The following is a 25,551-nucleotide window of genomic DNA, read 5'->3' as shown; positions in this document are numbered from 1 at the left end:
GACAGAGGCTTTGCTGCAATTATCGGCATTGGCTCCGAATGCACCCAAAATCAGCAGTGCTGGGCTGTGAGATAGTCGTTTTCAAACGCTCCTGCGGAGGCGTCCACGCCCTGAATGGGGCATGAACGCTCTTCATTGGAAGTCTATCGCTTCATCGAAACCAGATTGAAATGGGCGCCCTGCGGGTCGATGCCGTTGATGATCCATGCGCCGCCGGGAACTTCCATGGGACCCATCAGGATCTGTCCACCGCCAGCCTTGACGCGCTCGACGGCGGCATCGATGGCATCGACGTTGAAATAGTAGCCCCAGTAGGGCGGTGCCGGCATGTCCTTTGGTTTGGTCATCATGCCGCCGAAGCTTGGGGACCCATTCGCGCCAAAAGTCTGGTAGACTCCCATCTCGCCCATATCGACGGCCATGTCCCTGGTCCAGCCAAAAGCGGAGGAATAAAAGGCCCAGGCGCTGGCGAGATCGCCGGCCATCAGCTCGTTCCAGCCGACCTGACCATTGCTGCCGGGTGGAAGCTGCGGGCCCATGTCGCCATCATCCGTTGAGAACAGGGAAAAGACCGCCCCATGCGGATCGGCGATGACTGCGAAACGGCCGACACCGGGAATGTCGCGCGGTTGCTCTATGATGGTTGCGCCCTTCGCGGCAAGGTCCGTTGCTGTCTTGTCGATATCCTCGACGCCAATATAGCCCACCCAGCAGGGCGGCATTCCGGGCGGTGCGTCTTCCGGCATGTTCATCAGGCCGGCAGCGCGCTGTTCGCCGGCGTAGAAAAGCGTGTAGTCGAAACCGACCATGCCGCTGTCGGCGGCCCGCCAGCCGACAACGTTCGTGTAGAACTCCGTGGCGGCCGCAGTGTCGGTGGTCATCAGTTCGTGCCAGACAAACGTGCCGAATGGGTTGCTCATGCTCTTCCTCCTGTATTGACTTTGTCGGGTGCGAGCGCCGTTCAGGGGACCGCCATACGTTTGTACTGCGACGCCATGACAGGCTTCCAACTGCCATCGATTGCCTGCATGCGTGACGAGAAGCGGCGAGTGTCGACATCCACGATTTCGATGATGTCCTGATAGCGCGCGATGCGGCCCGATCCGTCCATATCCGGCCCGTCGCAGTCGAGCGTCAGCACCTTGCCGGTCTCGTCGAGCCCACCTTCATAGACCCAGAGATTTCTCATCATCGTGCCGATGGTCGATCCGACAAAGCATTTCCTGTCCGGATCGTATCCGAGCGTCATGATCATCGTGGCCGTGCTGCCGTCCGGCATGGGACCTGACATTTCAGCGATGTGCCAGAGGCCGTCCAGAGAGCGTGCCTCCTCCGTCCAGACCGAATGCTCATCGAAATCGAAGATCACGCTCCAACGGCCTGTCAATTGTTCCAGCCAGCGGTGTTCCGCTGTGCGTTCGATTTTCATGTCATCCTCCCGTTCAAGACTTCGGCAGTCAGGCGCAGCAGGAATGCGCCTTCGGCGCCTGCTCGTATTCGTCGTGTCGCTTGAGGAAGCTCATCGTCGAGCTTTCGTTGCGGCCCTTCGGCGCCCGGTCGAGAATCATCATCGTCGTCAGGATTTCCTCTCCCCCACGGGCATAGTCGGAATAGGTATGGTAGATGCTGCCGTCCTCGGCCTTGTAGAAGGCGCTCATGCCCGGCAGTTCGTCATGAGCCTTGTCGGCGGATATGTTCGAGAAATTGTAGAAAACCTCGCCGCTTTCCAGCTCTTCCCTGGTGAAGGAGACGTGAAAGTCATAGTTGAAATCGCTGCCGAAAGACGAGACCCACGGGAATTTCCAGCCCATACGGCTTTTATAGGCTGCAATCTTGTCGAGCGGTGCCCGGGCCACGGCGACGAAGGTTACATCGTGATTGTTGAGATGGGGAAGTGTACCGTCGATGTGATCGGCCAGGAATGAGCAGCCGGTGCAGCCGGCTTCCCAGTCGGGGCCGAACATGAAGTGATAGATCATCAGCTGGCTGCGGCCATCGAACAGGTCGTCCAAGGTCTTTCTGCCCGCCGTCGTATCGAAGGTATAGGTCTTGTCGACCTTCACCCAGGGCAGGTTCTGCCGTTCGGCGCGTATCTTGTCCCGCAACCGCGTCTCCTCCTTTTCGGTCGCCAGCAGTGATTTGCGCGCTGCCAGCCACTCTTCCCGAGATACAACCGGATTGGTCAACATCGTTCATTCCTCCTCAAGAAATCGCATTTCGTTCCGCTTGACTAATTACGTTGATATCAACATTATATCGTCATGTCAAAGCCTGTCGTGATTCCTTTTGAAACTACCCTGCTTGTCCGCGACACCTGCCTTTGCCTCCATGTTCAGCGGGCGGCGCGTATGCTGGCCCGCAAATTCGATGAGGCGCTGAGGCCTCTCGACCTGACCAATGGACAGTTTTCCCTGCTCATGTCGCTTAATCGGCCGGAGCCCCCCGGCATGGGTCCCGTCGCCTTGCTGCTGGCCATGGATCGCACGACACTGACCGCGGCGCTGAAGCCGTTGGAAAAGCGAGGGTTATTGGAAATCGCGGTGGATCGCGACGACAGGAGACTGAGGCGCATGAGGCTGACTCCGGCAGGGCATGTCTTGCTCGCAAAGGCGGTGCCGATCTGGAGGGAAACCCACGCAGCCGTCGATGACATGCTCGGAGAGGGCAGGCCGTCGCGTCTGCGGAACGATCTCATGGCGCTCGCCTGACCGTTCACAGCACTTTAGCTATCCAGTGCATATATTGAGAAGGGAGACGACGCATGCGGATGATTTTTGTGAACTTGGCGGTCAAGGACATCAAGCGAAGCAAGGACTTTTTCAGTGGGCTGGGTTTCAGCTTCAATCCCGATTATTCCAGCGATGACACGCTGTGCATGATCGTGGAGAAGAACATCTTCGTCATGCTGATGCTGGAGACGCGCTTCCAGGAATTCATTATCGATGAGATCAGCGATACCAGCAAAGCGACGGAAGTGCTGACGGCACTTTCGGCCGGGAGCCGGCAGGAAGTCGATGAGACACTTGCCAAGGCTCTCTCGCTCGGCGGTAAGACGTGGCGACCCGTGATGGATTACGGCTTCATGTACGGGTGCAGCTTCCAGGATCCCGACGGTCATGTCTGGGAACTCGCCTATATGGAAGCGCAACCTCCGGCATGATCGAGCTTCAAGGCGCGGGTTCTTCCTGTTGCTCCAGCTCTTCGATGACTCGGGCAAGAATCTCGGTCGCGGTGTTCAGACTGGTTGCGCCAATCTCTGCGCCAAGGGCATCGGCCCATCCTGCCTGCCGCGTCTCCATATCCTCCAGAATCTGCGTACCGGCAGGTGTGAGCACCAGCAGCTTGGCCCGCTGATGGGCGGGATTATCCTCATAACGCACCAGCCCATCCGTTTCCAGGATATCCGCAATACGCTGGACGCCTTGACGGGCAAGACCGAGCACGCGGCCGATCTCGGCGACTGACATGGTTGCGTGTTGCGCGGCTGCGAGCACCTGCCATCGGGCGCCGGTCTGTCCAGACGGCTTTGCCAGTGCCTCGCTTTCGGCGTTCAGATGTGCCGCAACCCGCAGGACGGAAATCGAGAATGCAGCAAAAGCATCCCCCGCATCGGTTCGTTCCGGCTTTTTCATGCTTGCCCCCAGCCATCATAAGGATAACATGACAACAGATTGTCATGTTATCCTTATTTTCAAGGAGAAGACGAGAAAAAAGCTGGTGCGTTTCGTGGAAAGGCTGGGCTGACGTCGCCGGCTTTCAAGCCCAGCCAGTCCACACTTACCCCAGATCGCCCAAATCGCGCACTGCGCCGCGATCCGCCGACGTCGCAAAAGCAGCATAGGCCTTCAGCGCTGTCGTAACTTTTCGCTTACGCAGTTCTACCGGCTTCCAGCCCTTGGCGTCCTGCTCGGCGCGGCGGGCCGCGATCTCGGCCTCGTCGACACGCAACGAGATCGTCCGGTTGGGGATGTCGATGTCGATCATGTCGCCTTCGCGGACAATGCCGATCAGGCCGCCATTGGCTGCTTCCGGCGAGACATGGCCGATTGAGAGGCCGGATGTGCCGCCCGAGAAACGGCCGTCGGTGATGAGCGCGCAGGCTTTGCCGAGCCCCTTCGACTTCAGGTAACTTGTGGGATAGAGCATTTCCTGCATGCCCGGTCCGCCCTTGGGGCCTTCGTAGCGGATGACGACGACATCGCCGGCCTTGACCTCGTTGGACAGGATCGCCTTGACGGAGGAGTCCTGGCTTTCAAAAACGCGGGCGGGACCTGAAAATTTCAGGATCGATTCGTCCACCCCGGCCGTTTTCACGATGCAGCCATTCAGAGCGATGTTGCCTTTCAGGACTGCCAGACCGCCATCCTTGGAAAAAGGATGCTGCGCGTCACGAATGACGCCCTTTTCGCGGTCGAGATCCAGTTCTTTCCAACGGGCGCTCTGGCTGAAGGCGACCTGTGTCGGCACTCCGCCTGGCGCTGCGCTGAACAGTTCGAGTGCTGCCGGATTGTCGGTAACGGCAATATCCCATTGCGACAGGGCATCACCAAGCGTCTTGGCATGCACAGTCGGCAGATCGGCGTTGATGAGGCCTGCGCGGTTCAACTCGCCGAGGATCGCCATGATGCCGCCGGCGCGATGCACATCTTCCATGTGAACATCGGCCTTCGCCGGCGCGACCTTGGACAGGCACGGAACCCGGCGCGACAAACGGTCGATGTCATCGAGGTTAAAGTCGATCTCGCCTTCGTGCGCTGCCGCCAGAATATGCAGAACGGTGTTGGTGGAACCGCCCATGGCGATGTCGAGCGCCATGGCATTCTCGAAAGCGCCTTTGGACGCAATGGTGCGGGGCAGGGCGGATTCGTCGTCGTGCTCGTAGTAGCGCTTGGCCAGCGTGACGATGCGGCGGCCGGCTTCAAGAAACAGCTTTTCGCGATCCGAATGGGTGGCGAGCGTCGAGCCGTTGCCGGGCAGCGACAGACCGAGCGCTTCCGTCAGACAGTTCATCGAATTGGCCGTGAACATGCCGGAGCAGGAGCCGCAGGTCGGGCAGGCCGATCGCTCGATGGTTTTCACGTCTTCGTCCGACATCGTATCGTCGGCGGCGGCGACCATGGCATCGACCAGATCGAGCGCATGGATCTTGCCGTCGGACAAAAGCACTTTGCCGGCTTCCATCGGCCCGCCGGACACGAAGATCGTCGGGATGTTCAGGCGCAGCGAGGCCATCAGCATGCCGGGGGTGATCTTGTCGCAGTTGGAGATGCAGACCATGGCGTCGGCGCAATGGGCGTTGACCATATATTCCACCGAGTCGGCGATGATTTCGCGCGAGGGCAGTGAGTAGAGCATGCCGTCGTGACCCATGGCGATGCCATCATCGACTGCGATCGTGTTGAATTCCTTGGCGACGCCTCCATTGGCCTCGATCTCGCGGGCGACAAGCTGGCCGAGGTCCTTGAGGTGGACATGGCCTGGAACAAACTGTGTGAACGAGTTCACCACAGCGATAATCGGCTTGCCGAAGTCGCCGTCCTTCATGCCCGTCGCGCGCCAAAGGCCGCGTGCGCCGGCCATATTGCGGCCGTGGGTGGTGGTGCGTGAGCGATAGGCGGGCATGGACGTCTTCCTTGAACGTTAAGCCTCAGACAACGGCAGATATGGGGAGCAGGGCTTGCAATTTCAGCGGTTCCTATCGCAAAACTGCGCCCGCGTCACGATTTTCGTCACACTATGTGGTGTTTTTTGCTGGTATTCGTGCGTCTCGTGTCATCGGCACAGGATCGGGAAGATGATGCCTAAATCAGCGTGCTTTTGCGGCCGGCCTGATGATCCCGGTTCAGCGCATCGGCAATGTCCCTGGCATCGTCCTGCTCGAATCCGGCCAGATCCCGCCCATCCGTCGCTGCTGGAAGACGCGTGATCAGATCAATCACGGTCCAACTGCCGTTTTTCTCCTGTTGCAGACCATAACGCGGTTCTTTCATGACAGCCATTCCTTGATCGCAGACAAATAGCGCAGCTTTGCTGCAGCGGGCAAGAATGACGTGAATCGAAAGTGGAGTTAAACCTGCTCCCTGGGCAAGCGGCCTTGAACGTAAACGGCTCGGTTGACGGAAGTTAGGAGACAGCTTCCAAATTGTCTTCCTTGGAAACGCGCTCCTGTCCAAGCTCGTCATTTCGCAGACGGTATTGCGGCAGCGAATCCATGACCGGAAGCAGACTGACAACCCTGTAGGTTTCCGCAGCGACCGGAGAAAGGCCGGCCCTGCTGATCAAGCCGACTATTTCACCAATCGCGAATTTATGACGGGTCATATACTCTGTCTCTTTCTCGTCGGCGCCGCCAACTCTGTGCGCGGAAGCATAACGCTCGTCTGACAGCGTTGGATGTGGTGTGACGTGTTCATCCCGTCCGCCCGCCTGGGCCGTTGGGCCTGGCTTCTAAAGATGATGGCTAAACGTGACATAGGCCAAAAAGGCCAGGCTGATCGCGGGTGTCGATCGGATCAAAAAATCAAAGTGGCGGCGAACGTGGACGAGGCCGTATATCTTTGCAGAACTGAGAGATTGCAGCGCGGAAGACATTGGTGTCCTCCTTTCAATTGGGGCAAGGGTCAAACCCCTAAAGCGACAGCGCCCGTATCCCTGGCTATCGGCACGATCACCATGCGCGCTTGTGAACAGATTAGCAAATAGTTAAAATCCCACTATGACGTCGTCCCATTTTTGGTCGAGGTTCTCGACAGGGTTGCAGAATCTGATGATTCGAGGCTGTCTCTCAATCTTATCGAAATTGTCTGTATTTCAACATGTTTGTCTTGTTAAATGCCAGTCTGTTTCAGACTGGGATAAGTTTTTTAAAAGGTGATCCGATTTTTAACCACATGCAACTTTGAATTGATTTTTGGTGAAACTGTTTTTGCTGCTTCAGAGTTTAATCGACGTAAATTAACTAAGGAGGGTATTTTTCATGTCTACAATCAATGTCTCTCCAGGCGTTACTGTCGATGACAGCGACTTCTGGGTCGCCAGTGGTGCAGCATCCACCGAGGAACGGTTTGCAAATCAGACATCCCAGACAGGCTCGCTTGTCCTGGGCATCGGCAGTGTCACGACAACCTACAGCGAATACACTTTCGAACAGGGCGACTTCACCTTCCATTATGTCGGCGAATGGCAGTTGGAGGTAAACGGCGGCATTTTGACGTCCAGCGCATCTGCCCAAGGCACATACGACAAGATCGTCATCGAAAAAAATGGCGAACCCTATGCCATACTCACTCTGGACGAGGCGCTCGCCGTCGATTTTGGAAGCCAGACCGGCATCGATCTGCTCGGCCTTGGTCTGGACGACCTGCTCAACCCGCTCCTTTCGGCGTTGCTCGGAAGCATTCCTGAAGGCGCGATCGACAATCTGCATCTTCTTGCAACGCCCGGTCTGCCCGATCTTGCCGCAGAGGCGACCGTCATCATCACCGGCAATGAGATCGGGGATCTGATCGAGGGCACGGCAGACGGCGATGTCATCGAGGGTCGGGGTGGAGACGACATCATCAATGGGCGCGGCGGAAACGACACCATAAAAGGCGGTGACGGCAACGACCAGCTCTTCGGCGATGACGGCAATGACTCGCTGAGAGGCGAAGCAGGGTCGGATAGCATGCATGGCGGAACAGGCGACGACACTTATCTGGTGACGGATACTGGCGACCAGGTGTTCGAGGCTGTCGGCGAGGGCAACGACATTGTCGTTTCGACCGTGAACTTCGCTCTGACAGCGGGTCAGGAAGTCGAAACGATGCGGCTTGCCATTTCCACGGGCACCGCTCCCTTGCACCTCACTGGCAATGAATTCGCAAATGAACTCATCGGCAATGCCGGCGACAATCTGCTGAACGGTGGGGGCGGCAAGGACATAATGCGCGGCGGTGGCGGCGATGACACCTATGTGGTGGATCATATCGGCGACAAGATATTCGAATCCGTCGGCGGCGGCTTCGACAAAGTCGTTTCGACGACAGGTTACACCTTGGCGGCGGGCGAGGAAATCGAGGTCCTCCAGCTTGCAGCCATCACCGGAACCACGGCTTTGAACATTTCCGGGAACGAGTTTTCCAATGAACTGATCGGGAACCAGGGCGCGAACACACTTCGCGGTGGCGGTGCGAATGATGTTATGCGCGGTAGCGGTGGCGACGACACCTATATCGTGACCGAAAGTGGCGATACCGTCTTTGAAGCGATTGACCGTGGCGTGGATACGGTCGTCTCCACCGTCAGCTTCGAACTGGGAGCCGGTCAGGAGGTCGAAAATCTGCGGCTTGCGGCCTCGACCGGAACTGCTGCACTTGATCTGACGGGCAACGAGTTTGCCAACGAGCTAACGGGCAATTCGGGCGATAACGTGCTGACCGGCGGCGGCGGCAACGATATCCTGGCCGGCGGCAGGGGCAATGACACGTTCATCGTGACCGAGGCTGGTGACGATGTTCTTGAAGCTGCCGGGAATGGCACCGACACACTGATCTCCACGGTTAGCTACGCACTGGATGTTAACCAGTTCGTTGAAATTCTGCGCTTTGCGACATCGACGGGCGATGCCGCGCTGAACCTGACGGGCAACAATGTCGGGCAGCAATTGATCGGCAATGACGGGGCCAACATGCTGAATGGCGGAAATGGCAACGACACGCTGACCGGCGGCGAGGGCAACGACACCTATTACTTCAATACCACTCTCAGCAATCTCAAAAATGTCGACAGCATCGTCGGTTTTGGCAGTCTTGCGGGAAATGACGATACGATCGCGCTCAAAAACACGATCTTCTCACTGCTTCCGACAGGTGCCTTGTCAGCGGCCAATTTCGTGGCCAATGCCACCGGCACTGCGACGGACGGGGACGATTTTATCGTCTACAACACCACGACCGGCAGTCTTTACTATGATGCCAATGGTGCGGCGAGTGGCGGTTCGACGCAATTCGCAACGCTGCAGGGTCATCCGGGCTTGGCTGCTTCGGATTTCCTGATCGTCTGATATCGCCCTGTATCAAGGTCCGGAGGCTTGCCGCTCGCAGGCCTCCGGCTGTTGCTGTCCTGGCAGAGGCACAGGAGGAAGCCGGTGCCCGTGCGCTGGATCAAGCCAATGCCCGCCCGGTCGCGGCTGTAGCAGCTAGGTGGAGCGTGTCATGCAGGTCCCGATTATCCTCGGCCGCATTCACGGCTCCACTCGCCGCCAAGGCTTCCGCCTCATGCACCCACGACATTCATCCGTATCTGAGCGTCGCCGAAGCGCGACCAGCTTGTGCGGCTTTCACAGTCGGCTACGGACATACCCCTTGACGAATGACAGATATCAAGCTCGACCAATCGATGTCAGGCAACCCTAGCCGGTGAACCAATGGCAAATACGTAAAAGGCTCCCGAAGGAGCCATTTTACTAACGATATCAAAGGATCGGATGGTGGGCGTAACAGGGATTGAACCTGTGACCCCTACGATGTCAACGTAGTGCTCTCCCGCTGAGCTATACGCCCATCCGATGTCGGCGCATAGACCACAAAACCTCTTATGGCGTCAATAGGCTTTTATCGGCTTTTTGACAGGAAGTTTTGCGACCGTCCGGACGCCTTGCAGAGCCGGCCTATGCGGCCAGCATCTTGTTCACTTCATCTACAAGATCGCGCAGGTGGAAGGGCTTGGACAGGACTTTTGCATCCTTCGGAGCTTTCGAATCGGGGTTCAAGGCAACCGCAGCAAAGCCGGTGATGAACATCACCTTCAGGTCCGGGTCGAGCTCGGTCGCGCGGCGGGCAAGTTCGATGCCGTCCATTTCAGGCATGACGATATCGGTCAGGAGAAGCGAGAACGGTTCTTCGCGCAGCCGGTCATAGGCGCTTGCGCCATTGTCGTAGGACAACACCTTGTAGCCGGCTTTTTCCAGGGCTTTCACCAGGAAGCGGCGCATGTCGTTATCGTCTTCGGCGAGGAGAATTTTAAGACTCATGGGTAAAGCCGTTGCACCTTAACTGTCGATGTCGGGAATGGCGGTCGCATCATGAAACCGCCTTTGCGTAAATATCCGGTGAAGATAAGAGGTCAAGCCCCGCTTACCGGCTGGAAACGACTATGGACACGATTGCTCCCAACTGGCAACATACACGAAGCAGCAAGATTGTGACATGGTAAAAAAGGGCCGCGATGACGCAGGACGTCAGCGAGACTGCACCGTTCGAAGTTCGCGAGCCGGTATTGCATCGCATCCCCTTCGTGTTCAACTCTCCCCATAGCGGACGCTCCTATACGCGCGCCTTTCTCCAGCAGTCGCGACTGGACGACGTCTCGATCCGCCGATCGGAAGATCATTTCGTCGACGAGCTGTTTCAGTCTGCGATCGATCTTGGGGCGCCGCTGCTGCTGGCGCATTTCCCGCGCGCCTTTCTCGATGTCAACCGTGAGCCTTACGAACTTGATCCCCGCATGTTCGACGGGCCGCTGCCTGCGCATGCGAATATAAGCTCGCTGCGGGTGGCGGGCGGACTCGGCACCGTGCCCCGGCTCGTGGCTGAAAATATGGAGATCTATCGCGGCCGCTTTCCGGTCAAGGAGGCGCTGGAGCGGATAGAAACCATCTACAAACCCTATCACGCCTGCTTGCGCAGGCTGATCGCACGGACCCATGTGCGGTTCGGGCTGGCAGTGCTGATCGATTGCCATTCCATGCCCGGCAATATCCGGCTGGCAGGCACGGGCCAGCGGCCGGATTTCATCGTCGGCGATCGCTATGGCACCAGTGCCGGCGCCGATCTTTCTCGCGCGGCGGTGTCGCTGCTGGAGGATCTGGGTTTTTCCGTTTCCCGCAACAAGCCCTATGCCGGCGGGTTTATTACCGAACATTACGGCCGCCCCGCCCGTGGGCTTCATGCGCTGCAGATCGAAATCAACCGCGGTCTCTATGTAGACGAGGCGACGCTTCGCAAGAAGAAGGAGTTTCCCTTGCTTGCGAAGACCATAGGCATATTTCTTGCCGGCCTCGCAGCGCATGTCGAGAAATATTCCGGCATCACATCAATGGCTGCCGAATAGCTTTGCCCGGCGCACTGTCAGCATGATCCCCTTATTGACCCCAAAAAAAACCGCGCTTGGGGGCGCGGCTAAGTCTAGGGAGGAAACACCCAAGGAGGGTATCTACGGCCACAAGTGACCGTAGAACAAAGCTAATATTGCAGTGCACCATTGTCAAGCGGGATATATCCCGTTTTGTTGCGCTGCCCCGGGTCCGGATTTGCTGAAAAGTGCCACATTCGGCAAATTTCCCTCTGTTCCATGTGTTATGATCGATGTTCTTCTTCGATGGCTTCGATTTTTTCTCTCTGGATCACGGTTTTTTTCTGTTTTGCTAATTTTTGCCTCTGGACTTCTTTTTTTAAAAAAACTGTCCTAAGCAGACTGAGCCATCCATCCTTCGATTTTTCGTGAGGTTTCATGCTGCCGGACCGTGAATTTTTCGATCGCCTGGCGGATGCCGCCAAGGCCGAGACTCTGCCGCGTTTCCGAATGGGCATCAGTGTTTCCAACAAGGAGGCAGCCGGTTTCGATCCGGTGACCGAGGGAGACAGGGCGGCGGAAGCGGCGATCCGTGCGCTGATCGAAAGCCATTTTCCCGATCATGGCATCCTTGGAGAAGAGTTCGGCAGCACCGGGCTCGACCGGGACTATGTCTGGGTCATCGACCCGATCGACGGCACACGGGCCTTTATCTCCGGTCTGCCGGTCTGGGGCACGCTGATCGGGCTTTATCATAAGGGTCGGGCGGTCATGGGGCTGATGGATCAGCCGTTTACCGAAGAACGCTATTTTGCCGATGGCACGAATGCATTCTATCGCGGCCGTGACGGGGCCGGGAAGATCTCAACGCGCGCCTGTGCCGATCTTTCGCAGGCGATCCTGTTCACCACCTCGCCGCACCTTTACACCGGCGACCTGAAAACCCGGTTCGAAGCGGTCCAGAGCAAGGTGCAACTCGCGCGTTATGGCTGCGACTGCTACGCCTTCGCGCTACTTGCCGCCGGGCATATCGACCTGGTCATCGAGTGTGGTCTGAAGCCGTATGATGTCGGGGGATTGATCCCGCTGATCGAGCAGGCAGGGGGCATTGTCACGGATTGGAATGGCGGGCGGCCGGAAATGGGTGGCGAGATACTTGCCGCCGGCAGCCGCGAGGTTTACGAACAGGCCTTGGCCATACTAGGCGGTTGAGACTTCGATGCCGTTGCCAACCGTTTCCTCGATTGTCTCCATAGCCGGTGCATTGGCCGTGCTGCCGGGGATGAAGGCTTCGATCGCAGCAAGAGCCTGCGCCCGGTAATAATCAGCTTCCTGCATCAATTCGTGACGGGCGCCGTCGATCGGGATCATGTGTCCGGCACGAAAATTGCTGGCGAGGTTTTCCACCTCGAGATGCGGCACGAGCCGATCCCGGGTCGGCGCCAGCACCACGGTCGGGACGCGTATTTTCGTCAGGTGCTCGCGCGAGGATACACGCCGGATCGCCTTGAAGGCCTCGTGCAACCAGCGCGCTGTCGGGGGACCGAGCGAAAGGTGCGGATGGGAATCGGTGATATTCCTGTTGCGAGCAAAGCGCGTGGCATCCGACGTGAGCAGATTGGCCGAAAAAGGCAGCGGCCCTTTGTCACTGGTCATGGGCAAAAAGCCAAGGCCGCAGAGGCTCAAGGCAGCGGCAAGAAGGCTGATCGTCCCGTGCCCGAATTTTTGCCCGCCAAGGGCGATAAAGGGGGCGAGCACAACAAGACGGTCGATACGGGTGGTGAGCAGTGGCGCCTGTGACAGCGCAACCAAGGCGCCCATCGAATGCGCGAGCATGAAGAACGGCAGGCGGGTGTCGGGCAGAACGATGCGCTCAAGAAAGATCGACAGGTCGCGTTCATAGTCGGAGAAGCGACGCACATGGCCCCGGCGGGGTTTGTTCTTCAGAATTCGCTCCGATCCCGCCTGCCCGCGCCAGTCGAATGTGGCAACCCAGAGCCCGCGGTCGGTCATCTCGCCGATCGTCTCGGCATATTTCTCGATCGATTCATTTCGGCCCTGCAGCAGAACCACGGTGCCCTTCGAAAAAGGATCCGCGCATTTGAAGATCGCGTAGCGGATCTTTCGACCGTCGACGCCCTCGAAGTAACCAACGATGTGGTTGCCCGGGATCGGATTGTCGGGAGTGGCATGAAGAACGGGCGTCATGGTTTTTATCTTCGTCCGGCGGCAATCTCCACCATTCTTGATCGATTGCGGTTAAAGAAAGGTGCAGCTAGGTTACCGCGCGCGTCGTCGCTCACCTCGAAAAAGCTTGAAAAGAGGCCGGGAACAAAGGGGGACGATATCGTTCCCGGCCAGGCAGTCATTCGGGACAAGCCGAAAGCATCGGGAGAAGGGACGTTCACCGTGCAGCCGTCTTGTATTCCGATGTCCGAAGTCTACGGCGACAAAGCTGAACGGAGGTGGAACCCACCGTTCATCCTGCATTTATAAACAGCCCGATGGTTTTGCGGCCGGGGCCTTGACGGCCTGTGGGGCAATTCCCATCTCATTGCTGCGGGCGCCGTAAACGGGCTCGCCAACCGGCTCTGCCACCGCCGCTTTCGGGGTGGCCGCGTCACATCGCACCAAAGTTGCTCAAGAGAGGACACCATGCGTCACGTTGATTTTTCCCCCCTTTATCGTTCCACCGTCGGTTTCGACCGTCTCTTCACCATGCTTGACAGTCTCGGTCAGCCGGACCAAGCGCAGACCTATCCGCCCTACAATATCGAGCGGACGGGCGAGACGACCTATCGGATCACCATGGCCGTCGCCGGCTTCGACGAGACCGAGTTGTCCATCGAAGCGCGCGAACACACGCTGACCGTCAAGGGCGAGAAGAGCGAAGAAAAGACCGCAGAAAACCAGTTCCTGTATCGTGGTATCGCCAAGCGCGCCTTCGAGCGACGCTTCCAGCTTGCCGACCATGTCGAAATTCATTCGGCATCGCTGAAGCACGGACTGCTGCATATCGATCTGAAGCGCGAGATTCCGGAAGCGGCCAAGCCGCGCCGCATCGAGATCGTTGCTGCGCCTTCCCAGGCACGACAGATCGAAGCGACCCAGGTCGAGCAAGCCCAGATCGACGCCAGCGCCAACTAAGGCGCGCAGTCGCGACAGGCATAAGCAACGGCGTCCGAGAGGGCGCCGTTTTCGTGCAAACTATGTCAGACCTCGGCGATGCCCGTCGGTGACGCGGCGAGTCCATTCTAACAGGCAGCCACAAACCGATCGATGTCCTCACTGGTTGTGGCAAAGCTGGTGACAAGGCGGTGAAGGCCTTCATCTTCGCTCAAGGTTCCGACGAGCATCTGCGGCACAGGCCAGTCGTAAAAGACCGCGCCATTCTCCCTCAGCGTTCTGGCCGTATCCTTTTTCAAGATGATGAAAAGCTCGTTTGAATCGCTCGGCCATGCCAGTTTGGCATTGCCGGATGCTCCGACGCCTTCGATGAGCCTTCGCGTCATGGTGTTTGCGTGGCGTGCGAGATCCAGCCAAAGATCATTTTCCAGATAGGCATCGAATTGAGCCGCGATGAAGCGGGACTTGGAGAACAGCTGCGCGGAGCGTTTGCGCAGGTAGTGCATTTCCTCGGCCTTGGTGTTGTCGAAAAGGATCAGGGCTTCGGCGCACCAGCATCCGTTCTTCGTGCCGCCGAAGGAAAGCAGATCGACGCCGCGCTTCCAGGTCATGTCCGCTGGTGTAGTGTCCAGCGTCACCAGGGCATTAGCAAAGCGGGCACCGTCCATGTGAAGCGGCAGATGAGACGATTTCGCGATGCCGGCGATCGCGTCGATTTCGTCGAGGCCATAGGCTGTTCCGGCTTCTGTTGCCTGCGTCAGCGTGATCGCCATGGGCTGGCCGCCATGCACGAAGCCCGGCGGTAGTCGTCTGATCGCTGTTTCGAGCTTGATCGGGTCCATCTTGCCGAGCGGACCATCCACCGGTGCCATCCGGCTGCCGTGGGAAAAGAACTCCGGCGCACCACACTCGTCAACATTGATATGCGCTTCCCGGTGGCAGAAAACATGGCCCCCCGGGCGATTGGCGCTGGCAAGTGCGAGCGAGTTGGCAGCCGTGCCCGTTGCGACGAAGAAGACTGCGATCTCCCGTTCGAATATCTCGGACAGCTTTTTTTCGACCTTTCTGTCCAGATCGCTGGTCCCGTAGGCCGAAGCGAAGCCGCCTGCGGCCTTGACAAGGCTCTCAGCAATCAGAGGATGGGCGCCAGCCCAGTTATCGGAGGAAAAAATCATCGGAGTTCCTGTGATGCTTCGGAAATCGGCATGGACCGTGCCGAGCGGACCATAATGTGCCAAGGTCTGTAATCAACCCGGATATTGGTCTGCCGGTACAATCTCAGACCATTTTGAAACCAAAACCAAAGAATAACACCGTTCACGCAAGAAAATTACAAATTCCCGAAATAAACGGCAATCTTCGGCAAAATCGGTCTGAATATTTTGCCTGACTGCCCTTGCGGGAGCGGGCACTTTCTGGCATAGAACCTATGAAATAGGACAGTAAGACTGTCCTATTTCGGTCTCAAGACCGGAAACGAGCCGGATGCTCTCCTGTTTGGGAAAATCCGGCGGATGATGCCGACTTTGCCGGGTATGCCGGGTCCGAAAGTCCGTGCCATCACGATGGTCGCGAGCACTCTGTGCCCGATGCAGCGCATGCTTCATTTGCGACGGGATCAGGATCATGCAAGATAATGTCGATGCCGGTCTTCTGCGGTTCATATCCGTACGGGACTTGCCTGCAGAGCGCACGTGCCCGGCCTCAATCCGGGACAAAAGGAGGGAAGACGATGACGGATTTTACGCCATCCACCGTAACTGGACTTGACGCTGCGCGCCTGACGGCGACGGTCGAGACGAAGGCTGCATTCCCGGGCCTGCCGATGAAACAAGGTCTTTACGATCCGAGAAATGAGCATGATGCCTGTGGGGTCGGCTTCGCCGCACATATGAAGGGCCAGAAGTCGCACCAGATTGTCAAGGATGGGCTGTTCATCCTGGAAAACCTGACGCATCGGGGTGCTGTCGGTGCCGATCCTTTGATGGGCGATGGCGCGGGCATTCTGGTGCAAATTCCAGATCGCTTCTTCCGCGAGGAAATGGCTTTGCAAGGCGTGACTTTGCCGAAGGCTGGGGATTATGCCGTCGGTTATCTCTTCATGCCGCAGGATGAGGTGCAGATCGCGCATTTCAAGCAGGTGATCGCTGATGTCATTGCCGAGGAGGGGCAGACATTGCTCGGCTTCCGCGAGGTGCCGGTCGATAATAGTTCTCTGTCCAAGGCTCCGCATATCGCCGCCACCGAGCCTTATCACGTTCAGGTCTTCATCGGTGCCGGCCGCGACGCCGCGACGAATTCCGAATTCGAACGCCGTCTCTTTACCCTGCGAAAGGTGATATCGAACCGCATCTATGATGCCTTCCAGGGGGCAGACACCGGGTTCTATCCCGTTTCGTTGTCGACGAAGACCATCGTCTACAAGGGCATGTTCCTCGCCTATCAGGTGTCCGCCTATTTCAAGGATCTTGCCGATCCGCGGTTCGAATCGGCTGTGGCGCTGGTCCATCAGCGGTTCTCGACCAACACATTTCCTTCCTGGAAACTGGCCCACCCTTACCGCATGGTCGCCCATAACGGCGAAATCAACACGCTGCGCTCCAACGTCAACTGGATGGCCGCCCGACAGGCCTCGGTGTCCTCGCCGCTGTTTGGCGCCGACATCTCCAAGCTCTGGCCGATCTCCTACGAGGGCCAGTCGGATACAGCCTGTTTCGACAATGCGCTCGAGTTTCTTGTCCAGGGCGGATATTCGCTTGCGCATGCGGTGATGATGCTGATCCCGGAAGCATGGGCCGGCAACCAGTTGATGAACGCCGAGCGCAAGGCGTTCTATGAATATCACGCCGCTCTCATGGAGCCGTGGGACGGCCCCGCCGCCGTCTGCTTTACCGATGGCAAGCAGATCGGCGCGACGCTCGACCGTAACGGCCTGCGTCCGGCGCGCTATCTCGTCACAGACGACGACCGCATCATCCTTGCATCAGAGGCTGGCACGCTTCCGGTCAAGGAAGAATGCATCGTGAAAAAGTGGCGTCTGCAGCCGGGTAAGATGCTGCTCATCGACATGGAGAAGGGCTGCATCATCTCCGACGAGGACGTGAAGTCGTCGCTGGCGACCCAGCATCCCTATCGCACATGGCTGGATAACACCCAGTTGATCCTGGAAGAACTGAAGCCGGTGGAGCCGAGGGCGCTGCGTCGCGACGTGTCGCTGCTCGATCGCCAGCAGGCATTCGGCTATACGCAGGAAGACACCAAGATCCTGATGTCGCCGATGGCCACGACCGGCCAGGAAGCCATCGGCTCGATGGGCACCGATACGCCGATCTCGGCCATGTCGGACAAGGCCAAGCTGCTCTACACCTATTTCAAGCAGAACTTTGCGCAGGTCACCAACCCGCCGATCGACCCGATCCGCGAAGAATTGGTGATGAGCCTCGTCTCCTTCATCGGCCCGCGCCCGAACCTGCTCGACCATATCGGCGCATCGCATGCCAAGCGGCTTGAAGTGCGACAGCCGATCCTGACCAATGGCGATCTGGAAAAGATCCGTTCCATCGGCCACACGGAAGACCGCTTCGACACCAAGACGCTCGACTTCACCTATGACGTCGCGCGCGGCGCCGAAGGCATGCCGGAAATTCTCGACCGGCTGTGCGAGCGGGCGGAAGCGGCCGTCAAGGGCGGCTACAACATCATCGTGCTCTCGGACCGCCAGATCGGCCCGGATCGCGTGGCGATCCCGGCGCTGCTGGCAACCGCTGCAGTGCACCATCACCTGATCCGCAAGGGGCTTCGCACCTCGGTCGGTCTCGTCGTCGAATCCGGCGAGCCGCGCGAAGTGCATCATTTCTGCCTTCTCGCCGGCTATGGCGCCGAAGCGATCAACCCCTATCTCGCCTTCGACACGCTGACCGACATGCACAAGCGCGGCGAGTTTCCAAAGGAAGTCGATGGCAGTGAAGTCGTCTATCGCTACATCAAGGCGGTCGGCAAGGGTATCCTCAAGGTCATGTCCAAGATGGGCATTTCGACCTACCAGTCCTATTGCGGCGGGCAGATCTTCGACGCTGTCGGCCTGAACTCCGAACTGATCGAGCGATACTTCTTCGGCACGGCAACGCAGATCGAAGGCATCGGGCTGGAGGAGATTGCCAGGGAAACCTTTAACCGGCATCAGGCGGCCTTCGGGTCCGACCCGATCCTGAGCAACACGCTGGATATCGGCGGCGAATATGCCTACCGGATGCGTGGCGAGGGTCATGCCTGGTCGCCGGATGCGATTGCCTCGCTTCAGCACGCCGTGCGTGGCAATGCGCAGGACCGCTACCGCGAATTTGCCGAGATGGTGAACGGCGCGGCACTGCGGATGAACACCATTCGGGGCCTGTTCTCCATCAAGGGCGCAGACGCCATCGGGCGCAAACCGATCCCGATCGACGAGGTGGAAGCTGCGGCCGATATCGTGAAGCGTTTCTCGACCGGGGCCATGTCGTTCGGCTCGATTTCGCGCGAGGCGCATACGACGCTGGCGGTTGCCATGAACAGCATCGGCGGTAAGTCGAACACGGGTGAGGGCGGCGAGGAATCCGACCGCTACCTGCCGCTCCGTGACGGTTCGCGCAATCCTGAACGCTCGGCGATCAAGCAGGTGGCGTCCGGCCGTTTTGGCGTGACGACCGAATATCTGGTCAATGCGGACATGCTGCAGATCAAGGTGGCGCAGGGTGCCAAGCCCGGCGAGGGCGGCCAGCTGCCCGGCCACAAGGTCGATGCGACCGTTGCCAAGACCCGGCATTCGACCCCCGGCGTCGGCCTGATCTCGCCGCCGCCGCACCACGACATCTATTCGATCGAGGATCTGGCACAGCTGATCTACGACCTTAAGAACGTCAACCCGGAAGCGGACGTTTCGGTCAAGCTGGTCTCCGAAGTCGGGGTCGGCACGGTTGCGGCCGGTGTTGCCAAGGCACGCGCCGATCATATCACTGTGTCCGGCTATGACGGCGGCACTGGCGCATCGCCGTTGACCTCGCTCAAGCATGCCGGTTCCCCTTGGGAGATCGGCCTGGCGGAAACCCATCAGACGCTGGTGCTGAACGGCTTGCGGTCGCGTATCGCGCTGCAGGTCGACGGTGGTCTGAAGACCGGACGCGACGTCATCATCGGGGCGCTACTCGGTGCCGACGAATTCGGCTTCTCCACCGCGCCGCTGATTGCCGCCGGCTGCATCATGATGCGCAAGTGCCATCTCAACACCTGTCCGGTGGGTGTGGCGACGCAGGACCCTGTCCTGCGCAAGCGCTTCAAGGGCGCACCGGAGCATGTGGTCAACTATTTCTTCTTCGTGGCCGAGGAAGTGCGGGAAATTCTCGCGTCGCTTGGCTTTGCCCGATTTGACGATATCATCGGCCTTTCCGAACTTCTCGAGAAGGACGGCATGATCTCGCACTGGAAGGCCAATGGTCTCGACTTCTCGCGCATCTTCCACAAGGTCGATGCGCCCAAGGAAAAGACCTATTGGACCGAGCGGCAGAACCATCCGATCCACGACATTCTCGACCGCAAGCTGATTGCGGCAGCACAGCCTGCGCTTGAATCGAAGACGCCGGTCTCGATCGAAGTCGATATCAAGAACGTCGATCGTTCGGCCGGCGCCATGCTGTCGGGCGAAGTCGCCAAGCGGTATCGCCACAAGGGGCTCAAGGACAACACGATTTCCGTGAAGCTGCGCGGCACGGCTGGTCAGTCTTTTGGCGCCTTCCTGGCACGCGGCATCACTTTCGAATTGATCGGCGACGGCAACGACTATGTCGGCAAGGGATTGTCGGGCGGCCGGATCGTTGTGCGGCCTCCGGAGAATTCCAAGATCGTGGCGGCCAAGTCTATCATCGTCGGCAACACGGTTCTCTACGGAGCAATCTCGGGTGAATGCTACTTCAACGGCGTTGCCGGCGAACGCTTCGCCGTGCGCAACTCCGGCGCCATCGCTGTCGTCGAAGGCGTGGGTGACCATGGCTGCGAATACATGACCGGTGGTGTCGTCGTCGTGCTTGGCGAAACCGGCCGTAACTTCGCAGCCGGCATGTCGGGCGGCGTCGCCTATGTGCTGGACGAAAGCGACGACTTCCCGAAACGCTGCAACATGGCCATGGTCGAACTTGAACCGGTTCCGGAAGAGGACGACATGCTGGAGAAGCTGCACCATCACGGCGGCGACCTGATGCACAAGGGCAGGGTGGACGTCGCCGGCGACATGACGCGCCACGACGACGAGCGGCTTTATCAGCTGATCTCGAACCATCTTCATTATACAGGATCGCCGCGCGCCAGGGAAATCCTCGATCATTGGGTCGAATTCCGCCCGAAATTCCGCAAGGTCATGCCGGTCGAGTACCGGCGTGCCCTGGAGGAGATGGAGCGCATGCGGATGGGCATCGCAGCGGAGTAATTGAGGGATGGCTGTATTTGTGATATGACACTGGCATATGACAAATGGAGGTGGCGATGAACGAACATGCGAGTATCGTCAAGGTGGCACAGGTCTTTTTTAACGGACGCAGTCGCGCGATCAGGATTCCGAAGGAATTCGAATTCGAAGCGGATCAGGTCGAAATTAGAATGGACACGAAAGGCGATCTGATTGTCCACCCGTTGAAACGCGGCTCCCTGTTGGAGTTGCTCGCAGCAATGGAGCCGCTTGCTAAGGAAGACTGGATGCCTGAGATTGACGACCTTCCGCCCGAAGCCGTCGATCTTGGCGGATCTCACGAAAAGTGAGGTATCTTCTCGACGCGAATATCGTATCGGACTTGATGCATCATCCTCAGGGGCGTGTGACGGCACGGATTGGTCAAGTCGGCCAAGAGTTCATTTTCACCAGCATTGTCGTGGTTTCCGAACTTCGCTTTGGTGTTGAAAAACGCGGATCCGGGAAACTGGCCGACCGCCTGAACATCATCCTGTCCGAGCTTCCCGTGGAGGGGTTGAATGCGCCTTGCGACGAGCACTACGCGAAACTTCGCGCCTTGCTCGAAAGACAGGGTGAACTGATCGGGCAGAACGACCTTTTCATCGCGGCGCACGCACTTGCGTTCGATACGGTTCTGGTGACTGCAAACGAGAGTGAATTTTCCCGCGTGCCGGGACTTAAGATTGAAAATTGGCTGCGCTGAGCGGCGATGAGACACGGGGACCAATAGGATATGGGCAAAGTTACGGGCTTTATGGAAATCGACCGGCAGCTGGCAAAGTATCAGCCGGCGTCTGATCGCATCCGGCATTTCCGCGAGTTCACGATCCCGATGTCGGAACCGGAAGTGCAAAAACAGGCCGCCCGCTGCATGGACTGCGGCATTCCCTTCTGTCACGGCCCGACCGGTTGTCCTGTGCACAACCAGATCCCCGACTGGAACGATCTGGTCTATAACGGCAATTGGGACGAGGCGATCCGCAACCTGCATTCGACCAACAATTTTCCGGAATTCACCGGTCGCATCTGCCCCGCGCCCTGCGAGGAAGCCTGTACTTTGAACCTTGAAGATGCGCCGGTCACGATCAAGACCGTCGAGCAGGCTATTGCCGACAAGGCCTATGAGATGGGCTATATCGTGCCGCAACCCGCTGTCACCAAGACAGGCAAGAAGGTGGCGATTATAGGATCGGGCCCCGCGGGAATGGCGGGCGCGCAGCAGCTTGCCCGTGCCGGGCATGAGGTTCATGTCTATGAGCGCGAATCCAAGCCGGGCGGTCTTCTCCGCTACGGTATCCCGGACTTCAAGATGGAAAAGAACTTCATCGACCGCCGTGTCGATCAAATGCGCGGCGAGGGCGTAACCTTCCATTGCGGCGTCAATGTCGGTGTTGACCGTACCGTCGAAAGCCTTATCGAAGAGCATGATGCCGTCCTCTATTGCGGCGGCTCGGAAACGCCGCGCAATGCTGGTATTCCAGGCGTCGAATTCGCCGGCGTTCACGACGCAATGCCTTATCTCGTGCAGCAGAACCGTCGTGTCGGCCGCGAAAATATCGACAGCGTCGGCTGGCCATCGGATCCGATCCTGGCCGGAGGCAAGCATATCGTTGTCGTCGGCGGCGGAGATACCGCATCCGATTGCGTCGGTACCGCCTTTCGTCAGGGAGCCGTCAAGGTAACCCAACTCGATATCCGCCCGATGCCGCCGGAAAAGGAAGACAAGCTTGCCGTCTGGCCCTTCTGGGCGACGAAGATGCGCACCTCTTCCTCGCAGGCCGAAGGGGCTGTGCGGGAGTTCCAGGTGGCAACGCTCGAGTTCGTCGGGGAAGACGGGGTTTTGACAGGCGTCAAGTGCTCACAGGTCGATGAGCGCCGCAAGCCCATCGCAGGCACGGAATTCGTCATCAAAGCGGATCTGGCTTTCATCGCCATCGGTTTTAGCGGCCCCTTCACCGACAGCGTTCTGAAAGATCTCGGCGACAAGCTGACGATCAATACCGACCGCCGCGGTTCAACCAATGTTGTTGCCGACGACAAGGCCTACAAGACCTCGGTAGAGAAGCTCTGGGTTGCCGGCGATGTGCGCCGCGGTCAGTCGCTCGTCGTCTGGGCCATCCGCGAAGGCCGCCAGGCGGCACGGGCGATTGATGAGGCGCTGATGGGCTCGACGGTCCTGCCCCGCTAAACAAGATCGGAAACAGGAGGCTGCCGGCTGGCGGCTTTCCCCGGTTGGTTCAATTTCGGATAACAGGGTTGCTGATGACCGTTTCGGGTTTGGCGAGCCGAAAATCATCCACGCGACCAACCGGGGCTGCGCTGACATCGCCTTTTTCCACAAGACGGTCGCGGGGACTCTTGCCGCTGCTCGAGAACGGCACCGCGCCGCCGAGCAAGCTCATGCCGCCGTCGAGATCAGGGTCGTTCAGACTGATCGGCTGGGTCTGAAGAATATCCTCGTTAGCAGTCGGGGCTGCGATCACGAGATCTTTCAAACCACCGGCCCCGGGTATATCCAATGGCGGACTGGCGGCTTCGCCGAGCAGCTTGCGGATATTCTTTTCAACATAGAAGGCAAGCTTGCGTTTGCCCGCCTTGGTCAGGTTAATGCCGTCAGCGCCGCGCAGACGAACCTGTTGACCGTTGATGTCGGACCCCGTCATTACGAATTTACCGCTTTCATCGACAAAACCGTCCCATATGTCGATAAAGATCCCGCTCGCCTTTTCCGCCTCCGTGCGAAATATGCCGTTGAGCGTGACCATATCCGCGGTCATGGCGGTGGACTGGAATGGTGGCATACCGACCCAGAGAAGCGGGATGTTTTCCTCACGGGCCGATGCTGCGAGTACACCAGCGCGACGCGCATATTCTGCAAGCCATGCATCCGTGCCGAATTTTTCCCGAGCGCTGCCGATTTTCATCTGTTGCCGCTCGTTGGCGCCGAGGCTAACGATGATCACGGATGGCTTGACCTCGGAGATATAGCCGGGCAGCGCCTTCGGCCAATCGAAATAGTCGTCGCGAACAAGGCCGGAAGAGCCATTGGCGCGCGTCTCGATGACGATACCGGGCGTTTCCTCGAAGGCCGTATCCAGGCCGTCGCCGATGCTTCCAGCCACAAAGTCTCCGACAACCAGGACTTTTCTGGCGTCGGGCAATTTTTCGACAATCACAGGCGCAGCTTCAACAGGCGCACGCTTGGCCCGAGGCTTGGCTTTTGGCGGTTTTTGACGCTGGACAGGCTCTCTCAGCCGCGGTTCGTAGATTGGAACTTCCTCATAGACCGGTGGCGGCCGGCGGCGGCCGAAACCGAAAACCATGTCGAGGATCGTGCGGCGCTCCTGCGCTCCGGCCTGTCGAGGCGGCTCAATGAGAAAAACGCCGGTGCCGGTCGCAATCACCAGTAGGCTGCCCAGCAGCCGCTGAAACCAGATCCTCTTGCCTTTTCCGCCACCCATTCGGTCGTCCCGCGCTGTCTTTTCGCAATACCGCAATCGTGAGCAACTGCACAACGCTCCTGCATCAGGGAGCGTTGCAGTGAGGATGGCTACGAATTGCGACGCAATTGCGAGCGCACGAGATCGTCGTTAGTTGCGCAGAGCCTTCAGCACATGCTGTGTCGGCTCGCCGTCCGGCGTCAGGCCGTTGCGGTTCTGGAAGGCCTGGATTGCAGCCTTGGAGCCAGATCCGAAATTCCCGTCGACCTCGCCGTCGTAGTAGCCTAGCTCCTTGAGACGGGATTGAAGCTCGAACTTCTGTTTGATATCGAGCGAACCATCCGGCCGGCTCCACGCCTGTTGCATTCCGCCAAAGCCGGCGATTTCGTCTGCAAGAAGACCGACGCCGAGTGCGTAGGAATCAGAAGCGTTGTAGCGCTTGAGGACGAAGAAGTTCTTGGTCATCAGGAAGCCCGGGCTGCCTGCGCCGCCGGGCATCTTCAACTCGGCGCGCTGGCCGGCATTGCGAAACCCCTTGCCGTTAGGACGTGTGAAGCCGAGTGCCTCCCACTGTGCAAGCGTTTTTGTCTGGCCGGAATATTGTCCGCCATTGCCCGGAGGCGTCACCTCGTAGCCCCAGGTCTGGCCCGCCTGCCAGCCATTCTTCTTGAGAAGATTGGCGGCCGTTGCCAGCGCGTCGGGCACCGAGTTCCAGATATCCTTGTGGCCGTTGCCGTCGGCATCGATCGCGTACAGCTGATAGCTCGTCGGGATGAACTGCGTGTGACCCATGGCGCCTGCCCAGGAGCCGGTCAGTTCGCGCGGGGTGATATCGCCGTCCTGGAGGATTTTCAACGCAGCGATCAACTGGGTTCTTGCATATTTCGAGCGTTTCGGATCAGCATAGGCGAGTGTTGCCAGTGCGCGCGGAACATAATGCAGCCGGTCGTCTTTTTCCAAAACGGCGCCGTAGTTCGACTCCATCGACCAGATGGCGAGAAGGATCGTCTTGTCGACGCCGAAATGCTTTTCCAGCGCTGACAGCGTGCGACCATGTTTCACGGCCATTTCCTGACCGATCTTGCGCGTATACGGATTAACGCGACTGTCGATATATTCCCAGATCTTGTGCTTGAATTCAGGCTGGTAACGAGCCTTTTCGAGCACGTCGGGATCCGGCGTCTTCACGCCTGCAAAAGCTTTCCGGTAGGTCGATTTGGTGATGCCGCTCTTTGCCGCAGTGGCATAGAAGCTGTTGATCCATGTCTCGAAACCGTCATCGGCCAGAACCGGCGAAGAAGCAAATATGGCTGCCGCTGTGATGAAGGCCGCGGCTGCGCGGCAAAGGCGATTTTTTCGGGTCTTTGTCATCAGCTGTCGTTTCCGTTGCTCGACGCGCATCCTGATCCTATCAGATCAAAAGAGGCGCGTAAATTTACAGTCTTAGAGCCAGCTTCA

23 protein-coding genes and 1 tRNA gene are annotated in these 25,551 nt (G+C 58.5%); 11 read left to right on the top strand and 13 right to left on the bottom strand.

Annotated elements, in window-relative coordinates; genetic code table 11:
• Positions 1 to 143 precede the first annotated feature (143 nt).
• From PY308_RS17450 to PY308_RS17440, 3 genes are read right to left on the bottom strand one after another with little or no spacing between them, the layout of a single operon-like run.
• Positions 144 to 920, bottom strand: a complete 777-nt coding sequence (locus PY308_RS17450; protein WP_275785092.1) for a VOC family protein — start codon at positions 918 to 920, stop codon at positions 144 to 146.
• Between the two features lie 41 nt (positions 921 to 961).
• A complete protein-coding gene (locus PY308_RS17445) occupies positions 962 to 1,429 on the bottom strand; it encodes a DUF1579 domain-containing protein (protein ID WP_275785090.1) in 468 nt (155 codons plus the stop codon).
• A 28-nt stretch (positions 1,430 to 1,457) separates the two neighbouring features.
• Positions 1,458 to 2,186 carry a DUF899 domain-containing protein gene (locus PY308_RS17440; RefSeq protein WP_275791186.1) on the bottom strand — a complete coding sequence of 243 codons (729 nt, stop codon included), beginning with the start codon at positions 2,184 to 2,186 and terminating at the stop codon, positions 1,458 to 1,460.
• A gap of 75 nt (positions 2,187 to 2,261) precedes the next feature.
• Here PY308_RS17440 and PY308_RS17435 point away from each other — a divergent pair, with 75 nt between their 5' ends.
• Both PY308_RS17435 and PY308_RS17430 read left to right on the top strand, forming a co-directional pair.
• A complete protein-coding gene (locus PY308_RS17435; RefSeq protein WP_275785087.1) occupies positions 2,262 to 2,708 on the top strand; it encodes a MarR family winged helix-turn-helix transcriptional regulator in 447 nt (148 codons plus the stop codon).
• Between the two features lie 53 nt (positions 2,709 to 2,761).
• Entirely contained in the window at positions 2,762 to 3,160 is a 399-nt protein-coding gene (locus PY308_RS17430) for a VOC family protein (protein ID WP_275785084.1), read from the top strand.
• Between the two features lie 7 nt (positions 3,161 to 3,167).
• Here PY308_RS17430 and PY308_RS17425 read toward each other — a convergent pair whose 3' ends face one another.
• The 4 genes from PY308_RS17425 to PY308_RS17410 form a co-directional block, all read right to left on the bottom strand.
• Positions 3,168 to 3,632: a MarR family winged helix-turn-helix transcriptional regulator gene (locus PY308_RS17425; RefSeq protein WP_275785083.1), complete on the bottom strand. Its 465-nt coding sequence runs from the start codon at positions 3,630 to 3,632 to the stop codon at positions 3,168 to 3,170.
• 145 nt (positions 3,633 to 3,777) lie between these two features.
• On the bottom strand, positions 3,778 to 5,622 hold the full coding sequence (gene ilvD / locus PY308_RS17420) for a dihydroxy-acid dehydratase (RefSeq protein ID WP_275785082.1): 1,845 nt from the start codon (positions 5,620 to 5,622) through the stop codon (positions 3,778 to 3,780).
• 179 nt (positions 5,623 to 5,801) lie between these two features.
• On the bottom strand, positions 5,802 to 5,990 hold the full coding sequence (locus PY308_RS17415) for a hypothetical protein (protein ID WP_275785080.1): 189 nt from the start codon (positions 5,988 to 5,990) through the stop codon (positions 5,802 to 5,804).
• A 133-nt stretch (positions 5,991 to 6,123) separates the two neighbouring features.
• Positions 6,124 to 6,321, bottom strand: coding sequence for a hypothetical protein (locus tag PY308_RS17410; protein WP_275785078.1), 198 nt, complete (start codon positions 6,319 to 6,321; stop codon positions 6,124 to 6,126).
• A gap of 655 nt (positions 6,322 to 6,976) precedes the next feature.
• Between PY308_RS17410 and PY308_RS17405 the strand changes: the two genes are divergently transcribed.
• A complete protein-coding gene (locus tag PY308_RS17405; RefSeq protein WP_275785076.1) occupies positions 6,977 to 9,043 on the top strand; it encodes a calcium-binding protein in 2,067 nt (688 codons plus the stop codon).
• Positions 9,044 to 9,467: 424 nt separating this feature from the next.
• On the opposite strand, the gene PY308_RS17400 is transcribed toward PY308_RS17405, so the two are convergent.
• Both PY308_RS17400 and cpdR1 read right to left on the bottom strand, forming a co-directional pair.
• A tRNA-Val gene (locus PY308_RS17400) sits at positions 9,468 to 9,542 on the bottom strand.
• A gap of 107 nt (positions 9,543 to 9,649) precedes the next feature.
• Positions 9,650 to 10,012, bottom strand: a complete 363-nt coding sequence (gene cpdR1 / locus PY308_RS17395; protein WP_275785073.1) for a response regulator CpdR1 — start codon at positions 10,010 to 10,012, stop codon at positions 9,650 to 9,652.
• A gap of 194 nt (positions 10,013 to 10,206) precedes the next feature.
• Between cpdR1 and PY308_RS17390 the strand changes: the two genes are divergently transcribed.
• Positions 10,207 to 11,091, top strand: a complete 885-nt coding sequence (locus PY308_RS17390; protein ID WP_275785071.1) for an N-formylglutamate amidohydrolase — start codon at positions 10,207 to 10,209, stop codon at positions 11,089 to 11,091.
• Positions 11,092 to 11,490: 399 nt separating this feature from the next.
• Positions 11,491 to 12,264: a histidinol-phosphatase gene (gene hisN, locus PY308_RS17385; protein WP_275785069.1), complete on the top strand. Its 774-nt coding sequence runs from the start codon at positions 11,491 to 11,493 to the stop codon at positions 12,262 to 12,264.
• Here hisN and PY308_RS17380 read toward each other — a convergent pair.
• Positions 12,253 to 13,260 (bottom strand): alpha/beta fold hydrolase, encoded by a 1,008-nt coding sequence (locus tag PY308_RS17380; protein WP_275785067.1) that lies wholly within the window; start codon positions 13,258 to 13,260, stop codon positions 12,253 to 12,255. The genes hisN and PY308_RS17380 overlap by 12 nt on opposite strands.
• Here PY308_RS17380 and PY308_RS17375 point away from each other — a divergent pair.
• A complete protein-coding gene (locus tag PY308_RS17375) occupies positions 13,243 to 13,548 on the top strand; it encodes a hypothetical protein (protein WP_275785066.1) in 306 nt (101 codons plus the stop codon). The genes PY308_RS17380 and PY308_RS17375 overlap by 18 nt on opposite strands.
• 159 nt (positions 13,549 to 13,707) lie before the next feature.
• On the top strand, positions 13,708 to 14,199 hold the full coding sequence (locus PY308_RS17370; RefSeq protein ID WP_275785064.1) for an Hsp20 family protein: 492 nt from the start codon (positions 13,708 to 13,710) through the stop codon (positions 14,197 to 14,199).
• Between the two features lie 107 nt (positions 14,200 to 14,306).
• Here PY308_RS17370 and PY308_RS17365 read toward each other — a convergent pair whose 3' ends face one another.
• Entirely contained in the window at positions 14,307 to 15,353 is a 1,047-nt protein-coding gene (locus PY308_RS17365; RefSeq protein WP_275785062.1) for a threonine aldolase family protein, read from the bottom strand.
• A 557-nt stretch (positions 15,354 to 15,910) separates the two neighbouring features.
• Here PY308_RS17365 and gltB point away from each other — a divergent pair.
• From gltB to PY308_RS17345, 4 genes are read left to right on the top strand one after another with little or no spacing between them, the layout of a single operon-like run.
• Positions 15,911 to 20,632, top strand: coding sequence for a glutamate synthase large subunit (gene gltB / locus PY308_RS17360; RefSeq protein WP_275785060.1), 4,722 nt, complete (start codon positions 15,911 to 15,913; stop codon positions 20,630 to 20,632).
• Between the two features lie 56 nt (positions 20,633 to 20,688).
• Positions 20,689 to 20,961 carry an antitoxin gene (locus PY308_RS17355; RefSeq protein ID WP_275785057.1) on the top strand — a complete coding sequence of 91 codons (273 nt, stop codon included), beginning with the start codon at positions 20,689 to 20,691 and terminating at the stop codon, positions 20,959 to 20,961.
• 35 nt (positions 20,962 to 20,996) lie between these two features.
• Positions 20,997 to 21,356, top strand: coding sequence for a type II toxin-antitoxin system VapC family toxin (locus PY308_RS17350; protein WP_275791185.1), 360 nt, complete (start codon positions 20,997 to 20,999; stop codon positions 21,354 to 21,356).
• A gap of 30 nt (positions 21,357 to 21,386) precedes the next feature.
• Positions 21,387 to 22,841 (top strand): glutamate synthase subunit beta, encoded by a 1,455-nt coding sequence (locus PY308_RS17345; RefSeq protein WP_275785055.1) that lies wholly within the window; start codon positions 21,387 to 21,389, stop codon positions 22,839 to 22,841.
• 49 nt (positions 22,842 to 22,890) lie between these two features.
• Here PY308_RS17345 and PY308_RS17340 read toward each other — a convergent pair whose 3' ends face one another.
• Together PY308_RS17340 and PY308_RS17335 are read right to left on the bottom strand one after the other, a co-directional pair.
• Entirely contained in the window at positions 22,891 to 24,114 is a 1,224-nt protein-coding gene (locus PY308_RS17340; protein WP_275785053.1) for an SGNH/GDSL hydrolase family protein, read from the bottom strand.
• A 129-nt stretch (positions 24,115 to 24,243) separates the two neighbouring features.
• Positions 24,244 to 25,464, bottom strand: a complete 1,221-nt coding sequence (locus PY308_RS17335; RefSeq protein WP_275785051.1) for a lytic murein transglycosylase — start codon at positions 25,462 to 25,464, stop codon at positions 24,244 to 24,246.
• Positions 25,465 to 25,551 lie beyond the last annotated feature (87 nt).

Origin of the sequence: Pararhizobium gei (assembly GCF_029223885.1) — a bacterium.
Lineage (GTDB): Bacteria > Pseudomonadota > Alphaproteobacteria > Rhizobiales > Rhizobiaceae > Pararhizobium > Pararhizobium gei.
Note: the sequence above shows the minus strand (reverse complement) of the source record. Positions and strands in the feature narration are given on the sequence as shown.

What these genes read in the sequence shown, in the direction of transcription:
- PY308_RS17375 (WP_275785066.1), top strand. Translation starts at nt 13,243, where the DNA reads ATGAAGAACGGGCGTCATGGTTTTTATCTTCGTCCGGCGGCAATCTCC.
- PY308_RS17450 (WP_275785092.1), bottom strand. Translation starts at nt 920, where the DNA reads ATGAGCAACCCATTCGGCACGTTTGTCTGGCACGAACTGATGACCACC.
- PY308_RS17405 (WP_275785076.1), top strand. Translation starts at nt 6,977, where the DNA reads ATGTCTACAATCAATGTCTCTCCAGGCGTTACTGTCGATGACAGCGAC.
- PY308_RS17390 (WP_275785071.1), top strand. Translation starts at nt 10,207, where the DNA reads ATGACGCAGGACGTCAGCGAGACTGCACCGTTCGAAGTTCGCGAGCCG.
- gltB (WP_275785060.1), top strand. Translation starts at nt 15,911, where the DNA reads ATGACGGATTTTACGCCATCCACCGTAACTGGACTTGACGCTGCGCGC.
- ilvD (WP_275785082.1), bottom strand. Translation starts at nt 5,622, where the DNA reads ATGCCCGCCTATCGCTCACGCACCACCACCCACGGCCGCAATATGGCC.
- cpdR1 (WP_275785073.1), bottom strand. Translation starts at nt 10,012, where the DNA reads ATGAGTCTTAAAATTCTCCTCGCCGAAGACGATAACGACATGCGCCGC.
- PY308_RS17410 (WP_275785078.1), bottom strand. Translation starts at nt 6,321, where the DNA reads ATGACCCGTCATAAATTCGCGATTGGTGAAATAGTCGGCTTGATCAGC.
- PY308_RS17335 (WP_275785051.1), bottom strand. Translation starts at nt 25,464, where the DNA reads ATGACAAAGACCCGAAAAAATCGCCTTTGCCGCGCAGCCGCGGCCTTC.
- PY308_RS17445 (WP_275785090.1), bottom strand. Translation starts at nt 1,429, where the DNA reads ATGAAAATCGAACGCACAGCGGAACACCGCTGGCTGGAACAATTGACA.
- PY308_RS17340 (WP_275785053.1), bottom strand. Translation starts at nt 24,114, where the DNA reads ATGGGTGGCGGAAAAGGCAAGAGGATCTGGTTTCAGCGGCTGCTGGGC.
- PY308_RS17370 (WP_275785064.1), top strand. Translation starts at nt 13,708, where the DNA reads ATGCGTCACGTTGATTTTTCCCCCCTTTATCGTTCCACCGTCGGTTTC.
- PY308_RS17425 (WP_275785083.1), bottom strand. Translation starts at nt 3,632, where the DNA reads ATGAAAAAGCCGGAACGAACCGATGCGGGGGATGCTTTTGCTGCATTC.
- PY308_RS17435 (WP_275785087.1), top strand. Translation starts at nt 2,262, where the DNA reads ATGTCAAAGCCTGTCGTGATTCCTTTTGAAACTACCCTGCTTGTCCGC.
- hisN (WP_275785069.1), top strand. Translation starts at nt 11,491, where the DNA reads ATGCTGCCGGACCGTGAATTTTTCGATCGCCTGGCGGATGCCGCCAAG.
- PY308_RS17355 (WP_275785057.1), top strand. Translation starts at nt 20,689, where the DNA reads ATGAACGAACATGCGAGTATCGTCAAGGTGGCACAGGTCTTTTTTAAC.
- PY308_RS17365 (WP_275785062.1), bottom strand. Translation starts at nt 15,353, where the DNA reads ATGATTTTTTCCTCCGATAACTGGGCTGGCGCCCATCCTCTGATTGCT.
- PY308_RS17415 (WP_275785080.1), bottom strand. Translation starts at nt 5,990, where the DNA reads ATGAAAGAACCGCGTTATGGTCTGCAACAGGAGAAAAACGGCAGTTGG.
- PY308_RS17430 (WP_275785084.1), top strand. Translation starts at nt 2,762, where the DNA reads ATGCGGATGATTTTTGTGAACTTGGCGGTCAAGGACATCAAGCGAAGC.
- PY308_RS17345 (WP_275785055.1), top strand. Translation starts at nt 21,387, where the DNA reads ATGGGCAAAGTTACGGGCTTTATGGAAATCGACCGGCAGCTGGCAAAG.
- PY308_RS17380 (WP_275785067.1), bottom strand. Translation starts at nt 13,260, where the DNA reads ATGACGCCCGTTCTTCATGCCACTCCCGACAATCCGATCCCGGGCAAC.
- PY308_RS17350 (WP_275791185.1), top strand. Translation starts at nt 20,997, where the DNA reads ATGCATCATCCTCAGGGGCGTGTGACGGCACGGATTGGTCAAGTCGGC.